Source organism: Endozoicomonas sp. ALD040 (assembly GCF_049275945.1).
In the GTDB taxonomy this organism is placed as follows: domain Bacteria; phylum Pseudomonadota; class Gammaproteobacteria; order Pseudomonadales; family Endozoicomonadaceae; genus Endozoicomonas_A.
Genome location: NZ_CP184829.1, coordinates 5,636,653 through 5,656,522 on the forward strand (window position 1 = coordinate 5,636,653; position 19,870 = coordinate 5,656,522).

At 46.2% G+C, this 19,870-nt stretch carries 15 protein-coding genes, 1 tRNA gene and 1 pseudogene; 6 read left to right on the forward strand and 11 right to left on the reverse strand.

The window, feature by feature from the left end:
- The first annotated feature begins 5 nt into the window (after window positions 1-5).
- A complete protein-coding gene (gene cyoD / locus ACOJUN_RS20350) occupies window positions 6-308 on the forward strand; it encodes a cytochrome o ubiquinol oxidase subunit IV (protein ID WP_422133711.1) in 303 nt (100 codons plus the stop codon).
- Window positions 309-334: 26 nt separating this feature from the next.
- Here cyoD and ACOJUN_RS20355 read toward each other — a convergent pair whose 3' ends face one another.
- Window positions 335-607: an L-serine ammonia-lyase, iron-sulfur-dependent, subunit alpha gene (locus tag ACOJUN_RS20355; protein WP_422137107.1), complete on the reverse strand. Its 273-nt coding sequence runs from the start codon at window positions 605-607 to the stop codon at window positions 335-337.
- A gap of 121 nt (window positions 608-728) precedes the next feature.
- On the opposite strand from ACOJUN_RS20355, the gene ACOJUN_RS20360 reads away from it, so the two are divergent.
- Window positions 729-802 (forward strand) — tRNA-Cys (locus ACOJUN_RS20360).
- 125 nt (window positions 803-927) lie between these two features.
- Here the strand turns inward: ACOJUN_RS20360 and ACOJUN_RS20365 are convergent.
- From ACOJUN_RS20365 to ACOJUN_RS20395, 7 genes are all read right to left on the reverse strand, one after another.
- Window positions 928-1,119 (reverse strand): hypothetical protein, encoded by a 192-nt coding sequence (locus tag ACOJUN_RS20365; protein WP_422133712.1) that lies wholly within the window; start codon window positions 1,117-1,119, stop codon window positions 928-930.
- A gap of 502 nt (window positions 1,120-1,621) precedes the next feature.
- Window positions 1,622-2,635 (reverse strand): IS110 family transposase, encoded by a 1,014-nt coding sequence (locus tag ACOJUN_RS20370; RefSeq protein ID WP_422133713.1) that lies wholly within the window; start codon window positions 2,633-2,635, stop codon window positions 1,622-1,624.
- A gap of 295 nt (window positions 2,636-2,930) precedes the next feature.
- The gene (locus tag ACOJUN_RS20375) at window positions 2,931-3,104 is read right to left on the reverse strand and encodes a hypothetical protein (RefSeq protein ID WP_422133714.1); all 174 of its coding nucleotides are present in this window, start codon (window positions 3,102-3,104) and stop codon (window positions 2,931-2,933) included.
- A gap of 119 nt (window positions 3,105-3,223) precedes the next feature.
- On the reverse strand, window positions 3,224-4,888 hold the full coding sequence (locus ACOJUN_RS20380; protein WP_422133715.1) for a hypothetical protein: 1,665 nt from the start codon (window positions 4,886-4,888) through the stop codon (window positions 3,224-3,226).
- 357 nt (window positions 4,889-5,245) lie between these two features.
- Complete coding sequence (locus ACOJUN_RS20385) at window positions 5,246-6,268, reverse strand: protein DA1 (protein ID WP_422133716.1); 1,023 nt, start codon at window positions 6,266-6,268, stop codon at window positions 5,246-5,248.
- A gap of 67 nt (window positions 6,269-6,335) precedes the next feature.
- Entirely contained in the window at window positions 6,336-7,466 is a 1,131-nt protein-coding gene (locus ACOJUN_RS20390; RefSeq protein ID WP_422133717.1) for a tyrosine-type recombinase/integrase, read from the reverse strand.
- Window positions 7,463-8,548: a hypothetical protein gene (locus tag ACOJUN_RS20395; RefSeq protein WP_422133718.1), complete on the reverse strand. Its 1,086-nt coding sequence runs from the start codon at window positions 8,546-8,548 to the stop codon at window positions 7,463-7,465. Before ACOJUN_RS20395 ends, ACOJUN_RS20390 begins: the two co-directional genes overlap by 4 nt.
- 196 nt (window positions 8,549-8,744) lie before the next feature.
- Here ACOJUN_RS20395 and ACOJUN_RS20400 point away from each other — a divergent pair, with 196 nt between their 5' ends.
- Entirely contained in the window at window positions 8,745-9,047 is a 303-nt protein-coding gene (locus ACOJUN_RS20400; protein WP_422133719.1) for a high-potential iron-sulfur protein, read from the forward strand.
- A gap of 181 nt (window positions 9,048-9,228) precedes the next feature.
- Here ACOJUN_RS20400 and ACOJUN_RS20405 read toward each other — a convergent pair whose 3' ends face one another.
- Window positions 9,229-9,558 (reverse strand): MarR family winged helix-turn-helix transcriptional regulator, encoded by a 330-nt coding sequence (locus ACOJUN_RS20405; protein WP_317141597.1) that lies wholly within the window; start codon window positions 9,556-9,558, stop codon window positions 9,229-9,231.
- 234 nt (window positions 9,559-9,792) lie between these two features.
- Between ACOJUN_RS20405 and ACOJUN_RS20410 the strand changes: the two are divergent.
- The 3 genes and pseudogenes from ACOJUN_RS20410 to ACOJUN_RS20420 form a co-directional block, all read left to right on the forward strand.
- Window positions 9,793-10,380: pseudogene (locus tag ACOJUN_RS20410) on the forward strand (sugar phosphate nucleotidyltransferase); the annotation flags it as partial.
- A gap of 336 nt (window positions 10,381-10,716) precedes the next feature.
- Window positions 10,717-12,324, forward strand: a complete 1,608-nt coding sequence (locus tag ACOJUN_RS20415) for a hypothetical protein (protein WP_422133720.1) — start codon at window positions 10,717-10,719, stop codon at window positions 12,322-12,324.
- 222 nt (window positions 12,325-12,546) lie between these two features.
- Entirely contained in the window at window positions 12,547-15,393 is a 2,847-nt protein-coding gene (locus ACOJUN_RS20420; protein ID WP_422133721.1) for a hypothetical protein, read from the forward strand.
- Between the two features lie 87 nt (window positions 15,394-15,480).
- Here the strand turns inward: ACOJUN_RS20420 and ACOJUN_RS20425 are convergent, their stop codons facing one another.
- A complete protein-coding gene (locus ACOJUN_RS20425) occupies window positions 15,481-18,573 on the reverse strand; it encodes an efflux RND transporter permease subunit (protein WP_422133722.1) in 3,093 nt (1,030 codons plus the stop codon).
- Window positions 18,570-19,694 (reverse strand): efflux RND transporter periplasmic adaptor subunit, encoded by a 1,125-nt coding sequence (locus ACOJUN_RS20430; protein ID WP_422133723.1) that lies wholly within the window; start codon window positions 19,692-19,694, stop codon window positions 18,570-18,572. Before ACOJUN_RS20430 ends, ACOJUN_RS20425 begins: the two co-directional genes overlap by 4 nt.
- Window positions 19,695-19,870 lie beyond the last annotated feature (176 nt).

A 19,870-nucleotide genomic window follows, 5' to 3' on the forward strand; every position in this document is an offset into this window, starting at 1 on the left:
TAGCCGTGCAAGCATATGAACATAGCCTGAAGGACTATCTAGCAGGGTTCGTTCTGGCGATCGTTCTGACGGTCATCCCTTTCTGGGTCGTCTGGTCCTCAGCTTTCCCGGCCAAAATACTGTTTGCCATTATTGCACTGTGTGCCTTGATTCAGGTGCTGGTTCACTTGCGTTTTTTTTTAAACATCACCCTCAGGCGTACGGGCAGAGACTATCTGACAGCGCTGTTTTTTGCCGGAGTTCTGATTTTCATTATGGTGGGTGGGACCATCTGGATATTGTTTGATCTGAACTTCAGAATGATGTAAGTCGCAGAAGGCTGCAGCCTAAAGAGTCAAGCGACAATCGCGTTATATTCTTTCACTTTCCTGGCGTATATAGCCGAACCTCTCATTGGGGTTTCAAGATATTTGGCCCGCAGATCAAGACCGGTGCGATATATGGTTTCGATGCAGCTATCGAGTGATACCGCGTGAGTACCGTCAACAGGCATAGCCAGACGAGCAGCAGTGATTGCCTTGATAGCCGCCATACCATTTCGCTCGATGCAGGGGATCTGGACCAGGCAGATCCCACCTCTGCCTGACAGCCTGCTTCTGCGCCCGATATGTCGGGTTCAAATATTGCCTTAAAAAAGCATTGTCATTTGGCGTGTTCTCTCATAAAATACTTCAACATTTTGGAAGTTGTTGGTTTTAAAGACTTTTATCTGAAAATCGATCCATTACGGCGAGTTAGCAAAGCGGTTATGCAGTGGACTGCAACTCCATTTAGACCGGTTCGACTCCGGTACTCGCCTCCATTCTCTTTTTTAAGAATCTAATCTTTCACCCATGGCAAAATATATGGGGCTTCGATGCCGGAGCATGTCAGTTGATTATCTATTTTCCAGGCTTATGATGAGTTCAAGAGGCGTTGGCCACTAACTTAGTGGTAAAAGAAAGCAGCCCAGCGGCTTGGGAACTCTTTCCGTTCCTTGATAAATTGCAGCAGGGTTTTCAAGGGCATTAATTTCAGGGAAGCCCTGGCCTTCTTGTAGCCGAGGCCGTAAACAGGATCGTCACTGTTTTCTATTGCTGCTCTGCGGAATTCTGCGTCTTTTGTATCCTGATTTTTCAACCAGATATAAGTACCTAACCAGTTGGTTTCGCATATTCTGGACGGCGGCTTTTTCCATCCTTCTGCGTTCCAGCTCTGGTTGCGTAGCTATGGCTACGCGCCCGTCGTTGCGCCTTGAAGGACGAAAAAATCCACTCGCCAGAATATGCGAAACCAACTGGCCAGGTACTTACTCCATCATGACACACATGCCTTCTTCAACCCCTAGGAGCCTTATATGGTCCGCCCCGTTTTGCAAGAGCCTGTTTTGTTAATTAGCAAACAAAGATAACTGCAATCATATATACGGCCTATTCATGAGGTCTAACCCTCTGGCCCTGATGGGTATCCGCGCAACCTGGCCTTATCAGTCCGACGGCCTCAAGGGCCAAGACTCCTATCAGGTTTCAGGTTGCCGGTTTTTACCTGTTTGCCATCAACTGTACATGCTCATCGCAATCTGCGGGGGGGTTCCCCTTTGGTTAAGCTTATGCTTTACTTTGCCGCTGCCGCCTTTACCTCATTATGCAGCCTTGTAAACTTCATTTCGGGTCATGATGACCCAGACAATCCGAGCCATTTTATTAGCCAGACCAACGGCGGCAACGTTGTGATTGCTGCGCTCATTAAGTTGGCTAACCCATTTTTTACAGCGGTCATCCTTATTTTTGAGGCAGTGGAGTACCGAACGTGCGCCGTGTATCAATAATGTGCGCAGGTATTTATCACCCCGTTTACTGATGCCCAGCAGGACTGACTTACCGCCTGTGGAATGCTGTCTTGGAACTAATCCCAACCATGCGGCAAGGTGTCGACCAGATTTAAAATACGTCGCATCACCAACGGCTGCCTTCAATGCTGTGGCAGTGATGGCTCCGATACCCGGCATAGTCATCATTCGACGACATTCGTCGTCGTTTTCAGCCAGCTCCTGAATTTTCTGGTCATACTGTTGAATACGCTTGTCAAGACTGGCCAACTCTTCTGATAAACCATGTAGCAGCTCACGAGTCAGCGAATGGAGTCCATTTTCAGCATCTTCCAGAATTCGTGGAAGCTGTGCACGAACTTTACCAATACCCTGGGCAACCACAATACCTTCTTCCAATAGTGACCCCCGGATCTGGTTAACCAGGGCAGTTCTCTGATCAACCGCTTGTTGACGATAGCGGTGCAGAAGTTGCCAGGCCTGCTGCTCTGACGTTTTAACAGGTACAAAACGCATGCTGGGCCGTGAAGCTGCTTCTGCAATCGCTTCAGCATCGTTGTAGTCATTTTTGTTGGTCTTGACATAAGGCTTGACAAATTGAGGTGAAATCAGCTTGACAGTATGCCCATAGTTCTTGAATAACCGAGCCAAATAGTGAGCACCACCACAGGCTTCCATAGCGATAATGCATGGCTCCAGATTTGCCACGTACTCCAGAAGGTTCTTCCTGGACAACTTCTTTCTGATGACTTTGCTACCCTGCTCATCAACACCAAACAGGTGAAAGTTGTTCTTGCCAATATCGATACCATGTACTGAAATAGTCATGGGTGGTTCGCTCCGGTTAATCCTGTTTAAATGGTTAACTCCATTTTGGCTCATTTGAAGCCGTTTAGGAGGGGCGGACCATCCCGTTAGACCGAGAATAGCGCCCGTCTAGGCGACCCCGTAGCGAGGACGGCAGAAAATTGAGGATGAAAATTCGGGTTTGTGAGGAGAATAGCGAGCTATTTGACGAACAAAAGCGGATTTTCAGACCAATTTGCTGCCGCCGCACGACTGCATGGATGCAGGAGCTAGAGCAACGCAGGAGCAGTTGCCGCGTAGGGCAGTCTATTCTCGGTCAGGCTCCTAGCAGGTCGCGATAGTTGTTGTAGAAGAACCAGGCATGGGTTAATTCATGGATGGCTACGGTTCTACGGTTCGGAAATGTTCTTCTGGAAGATGCCTCTGGATCAGAATATCGTTGAACTCTCTGGCTATCACCTGACCATTGGCTGTTGTAGAGGTGCTCCATCGGGTCAGACCCAGTATCGGCCTTTCATTATGAAAGTTACTTCGGCTGGCTTAACGATTTAGACTGTAAGTCTGACAGAACGACCAGAAGGATGAGACTAAGTCTTGTCTCGATGCAGATTATAGAATCAGTAATAGAGCCAGTGTGATTATAATACCGAAACCAGTATCGACTATGGCTTTACCCACAGATGAAGTGGGTACCTTGCTGATACTCGAATCCATACTGTAACTTGAATTAATAATGGAACTTGAATTAATAATGGAGCTTGAATTAATAATGGAGCTTGAATTAATAATGGAACTTGAATTGATAACGTAGCTTGAATTAATAATGGAGCTTGAATTTGAAAAGGTACTGGATACTGCGTTGTTAACAAAAGCGTAGTTTGTCATGTTTACCGGGCAGACTTCCGAGTCGAAGTATAAATGATCTTCGAGATTGATCAGTCCGCTGCAGGCAGTCGCTGTGGAACCTTTGATGGCTGTCCAGGTATTGATGGTCTGGTTGATGGCGTAGAGGGCAGGTGATGCCGTAACAACGGATGAGTTGGGTGTCAACCTTTCGCACTCATTTCTCAACAGGAACGGATCAGCCGCTTTCGGGCTGAATTGTTCCTCAATTTGTCGCCACGGACTGTGTCCTTGCAGGTGATTACAGGCAAAGGCCAGTTCAAGTGGTGCTTTGACGATTAAAGCGGTCGCTGTCACCTGAATCTGATTGCCTGCCAGGTTAAAAAGGGGACGTTCGGCATTGTTCTCTGTATGACCTGTAAGAACGAAGCCTCCTCTCCTTGGTGTTCGTAACCCGAGGGCATCTCGGGGTGCGAAGCCACTATTAGAGATGTTGACTTTGTTTCTGAAGATATTCACACGGGTTCCGGATCCAAGAATAAACTCAGCTGCGTCGGCCATTTTGCCCTGCAATGTGTTCCCGATAATCTCCAGTCTTTGCGACTGGTTCTTGATGGCAGGAAGATGAATAAACACCGCTTCCCCGGGAATAGCGTCGGTAATCGGCACGTTGAGGGTATCACCTATGACCGTGTTATTGGCAAACCTCAGACCCGGGCCAGATTGAGTGGGGTCAATCGATGCATCCAGAGATTCTCTGCAATCAAGATCAACTGCAGCCCATTTAGGGAGATGGAATACGTTGTTTTCGACAATCAGCCTCCGGTTAGAGCACGCAGCTGAAACAATGATGATATCCGACCAGGCGTACATAGGCCTACTTGGCAAGAAAGTAATATGGCTTATATGACTGTCTTTTGTTTCTCCAAAATTGAAGTTATCAGTAGCTCCAACCCAGATCATACCTATATGACGATAATTTGGCCGAAGCGTAATGACGATTTCAAAAGCTTCATCGGCAGCACCAATAATGTCCTGACCATCCTTCAAAACTATATAATTTTCAATGCCGTACTTAACTGAGATTTTATCAGGCAGAGGGGAAGCTGTTGATGGGGAAGGTGTCATTGTAGAAGTAGCAGTGTTGGAGGAAAGCAGTATCACGGTGTTCTCAGGAATCCGGTTGATCAACTCAGCCATATCTCTTGTCTGATCGGCATTGAGCAAGGTACAGTTTCGCCCGCGAACAAGATTACTGTATTCGTCCAGTCGTTTATCAACCCCCGCTGTTTGCCCTCTGAGGGATTCACACAATGCCGTTGTAGGGACTGTTGAAGCAGGAGAAGTTGTGGATTGAGCCTGAAGGCTTAAGGGTTGTAAAAGGAATACAGAAGCGATTAACTGAGCCAGATAATGTTGCTGCTTTATCATCGATTTTCCTCAACTGGATACCCCGTACTTCTAGTGCGGGGAGGAATGTTGACTTGCTGGGGTCGCCCAGACCGTTAGAGCAAGCCATCACTCTATTTTTGGTGCTTACACACCGTCCTAGCCTTGCGGCAGTAGAGTTCACCTCGACGGGGTCGCCTAGACAATGTTAATGGACGGTTTCTTGATAGCAGCACTGTAATTAACCCTCAATACACTGTTTTAACCACTATCCTTAGAGCTTGGGACTGGTGAAGTCGGTAGGAAGTCTAGGTGTTGTATTTATACTTATCCAATCAGACTGTGCACGGACTCCCGACAATGGTGTATAGAACGACATCTGTTTTTTTTTGTCCTGACTTAATGATAAAAGAATGCGCTCCAACGGGTAGGGAACGTTTTCCGTTCTTTGATGAATTGCAGCAGTGTTTTCAAAGGCATTAATTTCAGTGAAGCTTTGGCCTTCTGAAAACCAAGGCCGTAGACAGGATCATCGCTGTTTTCTATCGCCATTCTCCGGAATTCTGCGTCCTTTGTATCCTGACTTTTCAACCATATGTACTCCATCATGACACAGATACCTTCTTCAACTTCCAGTGGTAGGTCGCGATAGTTGTTGTAGAAGAACCAGGCATGGGTTAATTCATGGATGGCTACGGTCCGGAAATGTTCTTCTGGCAGATGTCTCTGGATCAGAATATCGTTGAACTCTCGGGCAATGACCTGACCATTGGCTTTCGTAGAGATACTCCATCGTGCCAGACCCAGTATTGGCCTTTCATTATGAAAGTTATGTCGGCTGGCTTCCCTGAGTTCATCACGACCGCACAGTGTCAGTGGGGTTTTGGATTGATGCAAATTCAATCCTACAGAGGAGAGGGCAGAGCGCATCTGCTCCATGATTCTGCCCCCTTCTTCCTGAGAAACTACACCGTGAAGATTGCAGAGGTTGCAGATCACCAGACCGTCCGGGAAAGACATGCCGCCATCGGTGATGTTTTTGCAGACTATGCGGCCGCAACTTGAACAATTGGTGTAGTCCTGATGGGTCTCGCAGAAGGTATTGCCCCAAAAATCCATCAAATATTGTTCACCGAGGGGTTTGCGGCAGACAGCACAGGGGGGATGATGCTGCTTCAGGTAGCAGTCCAGATGCCAGGGCATGCCATCGTTTTCTATGTATTTGTCTTTGATGGTCTTCCGGCATCCGGGGCATTTCAGGCATCTTGGATGAAAAGGACGGCCATTAAAGCCAACAAACGGTTTGTTCAAAAGCGGTTTTTTGCAGGTTCGACAGTTAAAACAATGTGTGTGCCAATGACTACCAAGGGCTTCCAGACCATTTCCGTGGATTGGCTTTCGACAGCTCTTGCAGAAATTCATGTCCTTCCCTGGCCATGTGATGCTTACTCAATAACTTTAGCAGGAGCAGGTTAAAGCTGTTGATGATTCAGAGAAAATGGGTTGCAGTCATTTGCTTCAATCTCTTGGCTTCAGTGTGGTAGTACTGGCTGGTGGTATTGATCGAGTCATGACCTGCAAAAATGGCCAAATCTTCTATGTCCATCTGACGGGCAAGGTGTGTCAATGCAGTATGTCGCAGAGCGTGGAAAGGCATAGCCTTGAATCGACTTGCCCTGATAGCCATCCCGTTTGCTTGATAAGCGCAGAAGTCCATAAAGCTCTGCCACCAGAAACGTAATCCTCTGGAGGAAAGTCCGCCCATTTTGCCCTGAATTTTGCGTGTTCTGGGAGCTAATGGGAAGTCGTCCCCCAACAGGCCTTCATAGTGAAACCTTTGCCTGAACGCCTTGATCTCTTCAATAAGCTTGTTATTCAGTGGCAGCTGACGACGTTTTCGACCCTTCCCCAGAATACTGAGAAAATAGCCGCCTTCAATATCCGGGTGAATATCATTACAGCTATGTCCGGTCAGTTCAGACTCTCGAAGTCCGAGACTGTAGCCCAGCATAATGATGTAGCGTGTTCTTGCTAACTCTGATTCAGAGATGCGCTCACTATGCCTTTGCAGCTCAAGGCAGTTCAGTAAATGCTGCCATTCTTCTTCATGAAAAAAGCGGACAATAGAAGTGCCCCTGGCGAGCTTTTCGCCGGAACGAATCAATGAAACAGCCGGGTTGCCCGGTGTGTATCGATTTTTCTCCAGAAAAGAAAAGAAAGATGAGAGTACGTCTATGACCTGATCAGTGCTTTTTCCGGGCTTGATGGATGCCTTAAACAGTATTCTTTCTGGTTGTCCTGGGATAATACCTTTCTTTAGCCAGCGATCTGGCAGATTTTGTACATGATGAAGATACATCTGAAGATGCTTCAGCCGAACCTCTTTATAAGTTGCCCCCATATCCTGATACAACCAGGCGCTGAAACGCAGGATTTCTCTTTCATAGCGTCTGAGCGTCTCGCTGGAGCGGGCTGCAGATTTGTTCAGAAACAAAGTAAGAATCTCACTGTCATTGACAGCGCCGGTCATATCAGTATTGAACGACGATAAGTCGGACTGATGGTTTGGATGGTTGCCCCCGGGAAGTAGCAGAAGTTTTGAGAGCGCTGGTAAACTCATGGCCTGCTCTCTTTGCTTTGTTCAATAGACAGCTTTAGAGCATCGTTATAGCCTTTAAGTCGTTCAACTTCGCGCTCCAGTGCTTTTGTTGAATCAAGTTCTTCCTGTAGCTCCCGGTTCTTTTGCTCAAGGTCAGCTTGATGCCTTCTGGACTCTTTGATGACATCCTCGTTATGTCGGGCCTTTTGTTCTGTATCCATAAGCTGTCGCACTGCACTGGTAATCGCTTCAACAGGCAGGTTCATAAGTAGTGCCAGCTCTTTAATAGCCTGAAGTTGCGGATCTGATTCTTTAACAATGGCTTTGTAATGATTCCTCTCTTCGCAAGCTTCCAAATGGGCTTTAGACTTGGCTTCCAATCGATATTGAATTTCATTGTGCGCCCTCTCGGCAGCCAATCCGTATTCTTTCTGTTTCTCCAGCTTGGATTCAATATCTGTTCTTAGCCGACGTTCACTGTCTACGGTTTTGATCCAGTGGTTGATTTGTGCCTGGTACTGACTGTCGAGCTTAGTCTCTAGAGAGGAGAGGGCATTGGTATGTTCTTTTTTATTGCAAGCCAGAGTTTCTTCATGCTTGTTATTTTTTTCGATCTCTGCGTTTAGCTGTTCCTTCAATTGAATGATGCTTTTCTCATGCTCTGATTGTTGCTGAATCAGCTTCTTTCCATTTTCTTGTAGCACCTCATTTTCAGCCGTTAGTTGCTCCAGTTGGTGTTTCAGGGCCAGTCGTTCTTCAGAGAGCTGCTGTACTACCTGTTGCAGCTCGTCAATTTCCTGATTGGCTTGATCTTCAAAGTCACGCTGCAAGGCGGTTGCATCATGTTTCCATTGGATTAGAGAGCGTTTCAGAACACGCACAAGATCAGCAGGTAGCTCTTCGTTTGTCTCTTTCTGGGCGTCATCCAGAAAGCGCCACTCATTGTAATAGGGCAAAACCGTTTGTTTCCCCATTTTGGCAATGCGGGCCAGTTTATCGGCATTAATTCGTTCTCCTCTGGTCTTGAGATCGTCGAGGACTCTGAAAACCAGCTCTCTGCGCTGAATTTCCTTCTGGTTCTCGCTATTGGCTTTGTTATCCATGATTTTTTACCCGGGAACATACTATTAATACCAGTATTATAATACTGGTATTAATAGTATTAAAGTTCTTTATCTACTACCGGTAACTGAACTTACCGGTAGTAAGTAATAGTTTTTGCGAAAATTCTAAAGATCTGCTTTAAATCTGAATGCGTACAAAACTATTTTGATGAATGACATACGATGAGGACTGAAAATGGATAGAAGAAAGTTTATGCAGCTTGGGTTGGCTTGCACCTTAATCCCACTGGTTGCCATGGATACTGTTGCGGAACCAGCAGCCGCTGGTGAAGTTCAGGAAGACGATCCACAGGCAAAAGCTCTCAACTACGTGAAGGAGGCTTCTGAGGCCAAGGGCAATCCAAAATATAAGGAAGGGGATATCTGCAAAAACTGTATGTTCTTTGAGGCTAGTAAGAATAATGGCTGTACACTTTTTGCTGGTCGCAGAGTAGAGGAGGGTGGTTGGTGCACAGCCTGGGTAGCAAAACCGAAATAATTTACCCTTTCAACGATTCGTTGTTCGGGGCTATCTGAAGAGTGACTTTATAGCAGGTAGAACGATGCGTCCGGTACAACCATCAGAGTCGGGCGCAATATAAACCGCAGTAAGGGCTCAAGCTGGAAAGTCGTACTTGCTAATATACCCGCTAGCAGCATTCCTGAGCCCAAAGGGAGGGTCACTTAATATAGCGAGCTTTGGATTTTACTTTTTCGACCAGCTTTTTACCTTTGGGAGTTAAGGTTAGTTTGAAATAACGACCGTCGTCCTCATGTTGAGCCTTTTTGATCAGACCCAGACCAGGGCGGTCATGGCGGCCTTCGCCCAGACGCTTCACACTGACAGCAATATCGCTGGGTGTGCCACAGGTCAGTTTTTCAGCATTCACCAGGTCAGTTATGGTTTCGCCAGGATTCTCAGCCACTACCAGCAGGATCTGCCATTGGATAATGGTAAGTGGGTATTCCTGAAGCAGGTGGGTAAGTTTAATCAGACCTTTTAATGTCATTATTAATCTACCTTTAGGTTAGGTTATGGGCGCGCTGTGAACTTAAGGCGTCGTATACTTCTTATTTTTCGGCCTCTAAAGCATACTGCACAACGGGTGCAACAACAGAGGTACCAGAACAAATATTAGACAGTTTTATACTGATCTGGCAAATTTTAAGAGTCAGGTCGTCTATTTTAATGCAAAGGTAGCATAGCTGTTACGCTTTGAAACAAGTAAGGCTACTATTAATCCATGATCAAAAAATGCCTTTTTCCTGCTGCTGGTTACGGGACACGCTTTCTGCCTGCGACCAAATCCATGCCCAAGGAAATGATGCCTATCGTAAACAAACCCCTTATTGAGTACGGCGTTGATGAAGCCCTGCAAGGTGATTTGCATGAGATTTGCATCGTTACAGGACGTGGTAAACGGGCTTTGGACGACCACTTTAATATAAATTATGAACTGGAACATCAGATCCAGGGAACAAACCCTTTCGGGTATTCGGGGTTTGATGGACGAATGTACATTCTCCTATACACGTCAGCGTGAAATGAAAGGACTGGGTCATGCCATTCTGACCGGAGAAACTTTGATTGGAGATGAGCCGTTCGCTGTCGTCTTAGCCGACGACCTCTGTATCAACCTTGATGGAAAAGGTGTTCTGTCCCAGATGGTTAACCTGTACAAACAGTTCCGTTGCAGTATTGTCGCCATCGCGGAAGTGCCTGCCGAAGAGGCCTGCAAATATGGGGTTATCAGCGGTGAAATGATCAAGCTATTGGTCGCTATATTTTAACGCCGGATATCTTCGACATCCTCAGAGAAACACCTCCGGGCAGTCATCTATTGATGACTTCTTGATATCCTTCAATTGCGCATAATATATATTATGTTAAATATATAATGAGGCTTTCAACTTACGCTGGCTTATGGAGCTTTCCTCCTTCCTCCGCATCAAGGTTCATATTCTATAAATTTCGAGTCATGTAGCCGCAATGTGCACCTAAAGCAAATTTACCTGCACGTAAGATACTTTTTCCTTGGAACTATTCAAGATTCAAGACCCTTTTCCTTTGTTTTACGGAACTTTTTTTTTATTCACTGGTCAACAAGCGTAAGTACCTGTAGAGGGTAACTTTCCTTCATCATGGATAAAGCCAAGAGAATAAAACGATGGACAGATTAACTAACACCTCATGTAATCCGGGACCAAGCCAGTCTGGTTATAGTGCTAAAAACGATGGTAATGAGAATTATGGCAATGCCTCATGCAGAACCGTGAGGTCTGTCAGCGGTGAGCCATCTGGAATCAATCAAGCAGATTTCACACCTGACCCTGCAACAAGACAGAAAGAGATCGAAATTTCCTCCAGAGCAGTTGCTTTCGATGTAAATGCTTGTAAAGCGGCTGAACGCAAACCAAAACTGGATTTTACTGATGTCAGTAGTATTGGTCTTATTTACTGGCAAGAAATCTCTAAGGCGGAAGCTCATCCCGGCAAGAAGTTTGAGGTTAGCAATAGACCGGGCGAATGCCGTGATATTTGTGATATTTCAGAAGACTCAATAGTTGGATTAATCCAATATCATAAGTTTATGGCTGAGCGTAAAGCTCTTTTAGCTGGGGACATAGTAACATATGCTCCATTATTGCCGTCCGAGTTTGATGAGATTCGCTGTTTTCTGGAGGACAACTTAAATCTAGATCCAAAAGACAATGTTATCATTGATGCAGGCTCAGGGCCTTTTTGTTATCACAGTGCGCTATTTGCCATGGCAGGCTTTACTGTGAGACCTTACGACTATTCACCTGCCAGAAGTCTCTACGATAAAGAAGATCATGGCTTAGCAGAGAAAGCTCTTTCTCCTTTTCTGAAGGTAAATGATAAGGATTTGACGGGCGATGATATTACTCCCTTTTTTTTTGATAAGAACTCAGTATTATTTATGAGTTTCCCTGACTTCCCGGGGCATCCTATTAGCTTTCCTCTGGTAAAAAAATACACTGAATCAGAAGCATTAAATAAAGTGGTTGTTCTCATTATTGTCGAAGATGACGACCAACAGGATCATTTTTTGTCTGTGTCAAAAGAGACAATAGAGTTTCTCAGAGAAAACTATGAATTGCGTGATAAAACTCTTATGCGAGGGACTTTGTTAAGCTGTACGCAGGTGCAAATCTACGTCAGGAAAGGAGTCAATCGAGCAGATTTCACAACAGATCCCGTAACAAGTAAAAACAAGACTACCGCTAAAGATAGAATGCGTGAAGCTTTCATAGAACTAGAAAAACAAAATTTCAGACATGCGGAAGGATTATTCCGAGACATTTTGAACGAAGGCCCGTTCACGCTGAGTGTTAGTGAATGCCAAAATATTATCATAGGGCTTGCAAGCTCGCTGAAAGAACAGACCTATGAAAAAAAGACGCAAGCATGCTCTATGCTGGAAGCGCTAAGGTCGAGAAACCCGCTTAATGAATTTGGAGCTTCGACTATTCCCAACCTTGACCTGACCCTGAGTCTTTGTGAACAGGCAGCTGGACGGTACTGTGTGGCTGAAGCACGGCTGCTGGCTCTGAGAAATAAAGGGCAAGATGCCGACGAGGCAGCACAATGTGAGCCATCTGGCAATTTTGACTTTGACCAGGCTCAGGTAAAAGTGTGGGAGTTGATGCGTAAACATGAATTGGCCGAAAAACTGCAGCTTAACTTGAGTGGCAAGCCTCCGGGCGACAGTGAGAGTAGCCCGAGCCAGCCCACTGATAACGATCCGGCCTGAATAAAGATTGGAGAAAATGGAACTTTTATTTTATTCATTTTATGGAACTTTTGTTTAATTCACTGGTCAATATTTACAAGTACCCATAGAGGGTAATTCAACTTCGCTATTATGGCCACTCTGCAGTTTTATGGCTTTTTTCACAGAGGGTTACCAGCAATTCTTTGAGTGTTGCCCACTTTGGTCATTAACAGAGGCAGTTAAAGATTGGAGAAAATTTAAATGGATATTTCATCGACGCTAAATCGAAGTACAACCGATCAGAATGAAAGGTTCTGGTTAGTGGGTCTGAGTGACTCGGAGGAGGATTCTGCATCAATAACCAGTACTTTTCACTCACGAAATACCTCTACAACAGAGCCACTTGAAATACAGAGTTTGAAGATTCGGGGATTTTCACAACGAGAAATCAGTGCAGCAGAGAAAACACTTCGAGAGAGAAACATTACCCCCACCTATGAAGCTATATCCCACTTTTTGGATTCGGGCTCGCGCACTGGTCGTTTTCCTCTTTTTGACCAGCTCAGTGAAGCTATTAAACGGACACCAGGCGTTCAGGGTAAAGCCCGGCTGGCCGAGGCACTGACAAAATTTGCAGAGTCAGTCAATAATGATGTAGCCGAGAAACTTGACAAACACTATGCCACCTTGTGGCCCAATAGTGAGGAAATTGCAACCATTGTCGACGGTTGGCCTCCTGAACTCAAAGAGCAAGCTCGATATATTAAAAGAAACTGGCCAGAACTGGTGTTAAAAGGTGACGTGAAGTTTAACTTCGATTCTACGTCGGAGGTTTGCTCCGACCACTATCGAAGCTATAGGGGTGCACCATCACCGTTAGGATATCTGGCATTTTTCCGTCTGGTCAAAGACATCTGGTTCGGTGCTGTGGATAAGAACAATGCATGCACTATGAACAGAGTCTGCCATCTGCTGATTTTCTTTACCAAGGAAATATCTGACAATACCTTCGCATACGAAGACGAAGGAGCCAGTCGAAAAGAACAATTCGAAAAAGTCATTCAACGGGAGCTGAAAAAAGGCATCTCATCGACTTATGATATCGGCGCTTTTGCTTTTATGCTGGTAGCAAACCCATCGTTATGGACTGATCATAAACTTGAAACCTTTCAGTTGATGATTGGCAGGGCCTTTATTGACGAGACCGATAAACTGACTCCCCTGTATTCTCAGTGGCAGGATCCAACCCAGCAAGATAAGGTTTGCAAAGCGGTCGAGGCCGAGATCATCCCTAATATTGCCCTTACCTTACATTACCTTGATGGCATTTATAACTACCTGATGAACTATAGATCAGTGGTCAGCTGGAGAAGTAATGCACTCAGTGAAGAGATTGCTAATGGAGACTATTTCGACAGCACCACTAAACAGTTGGCGCGTCCAATACAACTGGCTGAATGGAAAACGTTACCTCCTATTCCGCAAGTAAAAGAAATACTGTCTCAGTTTTATACTAATCCCAACAATCAGAAACTGTTTTTAGGAACAGAAGAATTCAAAGCATTCCAAAAAGAACAAAGACGACTGAAAGCCAGACAAGGGTTCATTGAGGCCATTAAAACTACGACAAAGCAGATTAAAAAAGAGAAATCTAAACTCATTAAAAAGCAGTTCAAAGAGCAGGGATTTGCAGTAACAAAGGATAATCAGGGCAATATCAGCTACGGAGAAGAATATTATCGAGAGCGCAAACAATACATTAGTCACCTTAAGGAACAAAAACTGGCCATTGAACAACATATTGGCATCCCTATTCCCTTTAAAGTAACGGCTTTGCAGTTGAGCCAGTTGCTTAAGGTATTTGATGAATTACCCATTGCTGAGCAACGGTACTGGAAAATGAGCCGCGCTTATGCTGAGAGCACTGCCATTCCAAAACTATTGGAAGACTTGACACTGACACAGGATTCGGAGCCTTCAGATCTGGCCGATGAGCACGAAAAACTGAGGGAACAACAAAGTAAATTTATTACTTGCCGCTGTTCAACGTGTACTGTTTGCGAAGCAACCCGTTATCTTTGTGAATGTCGAGATGGCTTGAACCGGAGACTTGCCATAAGAGAGAACAAACACAGAGATCACGTCCTGAAACAAAGAATTGCTAAAAGCGTTAAGGATTTTTATGCTAAAAATTTCTGTACAGAAGGCACTCCTGTGTTGGTCGAAGGTAAGCAAATAGCCATTCCCGCAGCACAGAGGCACAACCCAAATTACAGAAAACGCACAAAGTCCCCTGTTGATCCTGATAAAAGCACCCTCCCCCATCCAGCTAAAATGACTGTTTTTGAGCACATGCTCACGGATGGAAGCCAGTGTGAGAAAAAACACCGCTCAGAATTCGTGATTGATAAGGACCAGCGCAAGTTTATAACCGAAGTATTTCGTAAAAAAGTAAACTCTCCCGCAAAAAAACAACGACGTCACCGACATTCAGCACTACCTGCCGGGCAACTGAAATATAATAAAGTGCTCCAACAACTTTATAAACACCATGCTGACAATCCGGCCTCCCGAATAAGCACTACTAAAATCCTTGACTGGTTTGATAAAAACCCGGAACAGGCAGCTGCTGCTGTTAGCTATTTGCAGAAAAAGCCACAAGAGACAAGATCACTGTTTAAACCGGACACTCTGCAGTCTGCAACGCCTAAGTCATTTAAGGCAATTCCATGTCAGGAGGTCTATCACAATATTGAATCATTTAATAAACACCTTCATGACCTGGCAGCTGGAAAGGATAACAACTTCATTCCCCTGGATAAAAGGAAAATGAAGGGGTTATACCTCCATAAGACATTCTGCCTTGCCTGTCGGACTAATTTTGGTCAGAAGCGCGAGCTGCAAGCCCATTTAAAAGAGACGCATCAGGCAAGCATGGAGAAAACCTTTGAACGTATTCGAGCCATGGGACATGAGGCGACAGAAGAGCCGACTTCCACTGCGGTGATTGACTCTGTTAAAAACAGGGAGCTTCAAACCATTGAGCAAATGCCTTTCGATCAACGATCTGAAGCAATTGCGGCTGTTTTCGAGCATGAAAGTGTATAGATATAGAGATGCGATTTATCCAAATTGCAGGCTTAGATGCCAGAAGGGCATAATGTTCAACAGTAAGCATTATGCCCTTTTGAGAGATCAGCGAAATGAACGAGTTCGCCATTTCCCGGAGATCATCAGCAGGCAGGGGGTCACCAGCAGTGTTAACAGAGTGGCAAAGGTCAGCCCCCCTGCTATTGAGGTCGCCAGCTGATTCCACATCTGGGTGGAGGGTGCTCCAATCTCGATGGAATGATCAAACATATTGATGTTCATCGACAATACCATGGGCATCAGGCCCAATACGGTCGTGATGGTTGTCAGCATAACGGGCCTGAGACGCTGAGCGCCAGTTCTGAGAATCGCTTCTCGTACACTGTGCCCTTCTCTTTTAAGACTATTGAAAGTATCGATCAAAACAATATTGTTATTCACGACAATCCCCGCCAGGGCAATAATGCCGATGCCACACATAACGATGCCAAAGCTCTGACCGGTGATCATCAGTCCCAGGAAGACGCCACCGGTGGCCAATATCACGGCTGACATAATTAATGCAGCCTGATAGAAACTGTTGAACTGGGTGACCAGGATCATGGCCATGACAAACAGTGCGACGCTGAATGCTTGCATCAGGAATTGTCCGCTCTCTTTCTGGTCCTCTTCCTCGCCCTTAAAGTCAAAGCTGACACCATCGCCAAAATTGGCCGCTGCTAACGCTTGGGTCAATAACGGAATTTGTTGCGAAAGCAGCTCTCCAGCAACCAGATCAGCTGAAAGAGTGATGCTTCGTTTACCGTCTATGCGCTTGATATTATCGAGCTTGCTGGTGACTTCTCGCTCTGTAAAGTTACTGATGGGCACCAGTCCGGAAGAAGTCATTAGACGAAGCTGGTCAATACTTTCCAGATGTCGTTCACTTTCAGGGTAACGGATGCGTATATCCACCTCATCGTCGGAATCGTCAGGGCGATAGGACCCCACTGTTAATCCGGATGTCACCATTCTTACCATACTACCGGTTGTTGTAACGTCGGCTCCATATCGGGCAGCTTCAGCACGATCAATACTCAGACGCCACTCGTAACCGGGTGCTGGCCCTGAATCTTCAATATTGGTAAAAGAACCCAGATTCTCGAGCAGGTTTCTTGCTTTAGCTACTGCATTGTATAGAGTGTCGAGATTGTCGGCCCTGACAATCAGCTCCAGCGGCTTGCTGCCGGGAGGACCATCCTTGACACGTTCAACGGCTATGTCCAGCCCTGAGAATGCTGACAATCTTTGTTCAGCATCCCGGGCTATGGTCAAGGTTGTGTCACGGTACTGCCAGTCTTCAAGATTGATTCTTAAGGTCCCTACAACCTGGTTATCTCCGGTTCTGGCATAGAGTGTCTCCATGCCAGGCAGATCCAGCAGGCGGGCTTCTATGTTTGCCATCAGGGCATCTTTTTCGTCAACGGAAAGGTTCCCTGAGTTCACTTTTACGGTAATGATAATGGCATCAGTATCTACATCAGGGAAGAATTCAACACCACGGGAAGTCTTGATAAAAAGAGTAAAAATCAGCGCTACCGTGATGCAGGTAAAAAGTAACATCTTGCCAGGGTTGTCTATCGCGCGGGCTAAAACTGAAACATATCGTCCGGTGAATCCGGTGGTCTGATCAAATTCGCCTGACTCAACAGCCTGCATGGATGCTTTTTCTCCAGCCCCCAGTGAGCGGGGTTTGCCAATCATGGCACCCAGCGTCGGGATGAAAATCAGGGCCATGATCAGTGAAGAAGCCAGTGTTGCAATCAGAGTCAGGGGCAAGTACTTCATAAACTCCCCCATCATTCCCGGCCAGAACATCAGTGGAAAGAATGCTGCCAGTGTTGTGGCTGTGGAGGCGGTGATGGGCCAGGCCATTTTGCGAGAGGCTTCGAGATAGGCCTGTTGGCGATGAATCCCCTCCCCCATTCTCCTGTCTGCATATTCTGTGACAACAATAGCGCCATCAACCAGCATACCTACCGCCATAATCAGCGAGAAAAGCACGACCATATTAATGGTCAGACCCATAATCTCCAGAATCAGAATGCCCGACAGGAATGAACCGGGTATTGCGATGCCCACCAGAAAGGCACTGCGAGCCCCCAGGGCACCAATAATAATGATAACAACGAGAATCACTGCAGACAGGACGTTGTTCTGCAAGTCAGTCAGCATCCTTTTTATTTCTTCGGACTGATCACCCACGTAATCCACTTTCAACGTCTCGGGTCCGGCTGCAATACCATGATTGATGATAGTTTTTGCCACTTCAATGGCTTCGATAATGTTCTCACCGGGGCGCTTTTTTATTTCCAGGGCAATACTGTTTTCGCCGTTCAGGCGGGCATAGCCTCCGCCCTCTTTAAACGTACTCAGGACGGTAGCGACATCTGCAAAGGTCACTACCCGGTTCTCTTCTACTTTTACTGGTTGGGAAAGAATATCTGCCGGGGTTTTGTAAACGGCAGGGACTTTAACAGAGTAACTACCCTGGCCGGTATCCATGCTGCCAGCAGCGACCAGCTGATTATTCTGAGAAACCAGGTTAATGACATCGGCAGGCACCAGACCATAACTTTCCAGCTTCATAGGGTCGATAATAACGTCTACGACTTCTTCCCTGTCACCAGCGATATCTACTTCCAGAATCGCCTTGCGGGCTTCCAACTCATCCTTCAGGGCTCGGGCAATCTTTACCATGGTTCTTTCAGGAAGATGGCCCGAGAGAATAGCAGTCATCACAGGGTTTACGCTGGCCATGGTAATTTGTTCAATGACGGGCTCATCGGTTCCATCTGGCAGCTTGCTTTTTGCCAGGTTCACCTTGTCGCGGACATCGGCAAGCGCTTTATCAAGCTCCATACCAGCCTCAAACTCAAGTGTGACAGAGGCATGAGATTGTGAAGCCGTTGCAGAGAGTTCCTTGACGCCTTCAAGTCCCTGGAGCTCTTTTTCCAGAGGCAGAATCAGTAATCTTTCTGAATCTTCCGGTGAAATGCCTTCGTAGCTGACGGAAACATATACGAAGGGAATAGGAATATCAGGCGAAGATTCTCTGGGAATCGTCAGGTAGGAGACCATCCCCGAAATAAGAATCAGAATAAACATCATCAGAACTGTACGACTGCGATCCAGCGACAGGCCAATCAGGCTGCTCATGGTGTATCCCCTGCAAGCTTGTCTCCTTTAGCCGCAAGAGCCTGCTCCAGTTCAACCATCACCCGGTCCCCTTCCCTGACAAAACCCTGTCCTCTGGTGATGAGTCTGGCACTGGCAGGAATACCGCCAAGCCAGATACCGCTGGCTTCAGATTTGACAATATCAACGGCAGTGAAGTGCACCTGATCCTGTTCATCCACCCATTTGATGCCGGGGTTACCGGTCTCATCCAGACTTAATAAGGCCGGTGAAGCCTTGATGGCTTCAACTTGTTCCAGTTGAAGTTCAGCCTCAACACTCAAACCGGCCGGTGTCTCCATAGCTGCATTAGGCAGACTGAGTTCTACCTTAAAGGTTCGGGTGCCCGATTCCGCCAGACGGGCAATGTTGCGAACTTTTGCAGAGACTGTTTCACCGGAAGCAAAACGAATATCCGCGCTATCACCCAGGGTAACTGCAGCAATATGTGACTGGGGAACATCAACGGCAACCACCAGAGGATCAAGATCGAGTATCTCGGCGACGGGTTTCCCTGTTTCAATATAATCACCCTGCTCAACAAACCGGTCATTCAGAATGCCGGTTACTGGAGCACGGATTCGGGTGTTATCGAAATCAATTTCAAGCGTTGCAAGAGCTGATCGCGCTTCGCTCAGGTCCACTTCCAGTCGTGGCAAATCATTCTCAGCAATCAGGTTTTTACTTTTCAGTGACAGTGCTGATTCATAGTCCAGCTCAGCTTTTCGGACTCTGGCTTTGGCAGTGGCAATCTGGGCCGGTAATGCCCCCTCTTTCAAAGTGACGATAGCTTCTCCACTTTTCATGAGCTGCCCTTTCTGGCCGGTTGCGACTAGCACTCTGGCAGAGATTTCTGCACTGATCGTCACGATCCTGTCGGGCTGGGTTTCGCCAAATAAGCTAAGCGTACGATGAATGGATTCAACAGGAAAAACTTTGGCTGAGACTCTGGTCAGTGGTAATTCAGCAACAGGCCTGTTTTTCGCCACAGATGAGGATCTACCGGTATCGGACATGGAAGTCACATCTGCGGTCAGCAAATAGATTCCTAAAAGCCCCGCCATTCCTCCGGCAAGGATCCAGGATCGATTAATGTCAGGCATAGAGTGTTCGCAATGTGTGGTGATGGTTCCTGAGATGTCGTACGATCTTGTACGATTCTTTAAAGGAAACTATATAAAAGCTGACCAGTAAGCAGCAAGCAAAGGCTGATATATTTGCGTTTTTCTGACCTTTGTCCCTGATACTTCAGCTTATAACCCTGGAGCTTTTCGGCTAT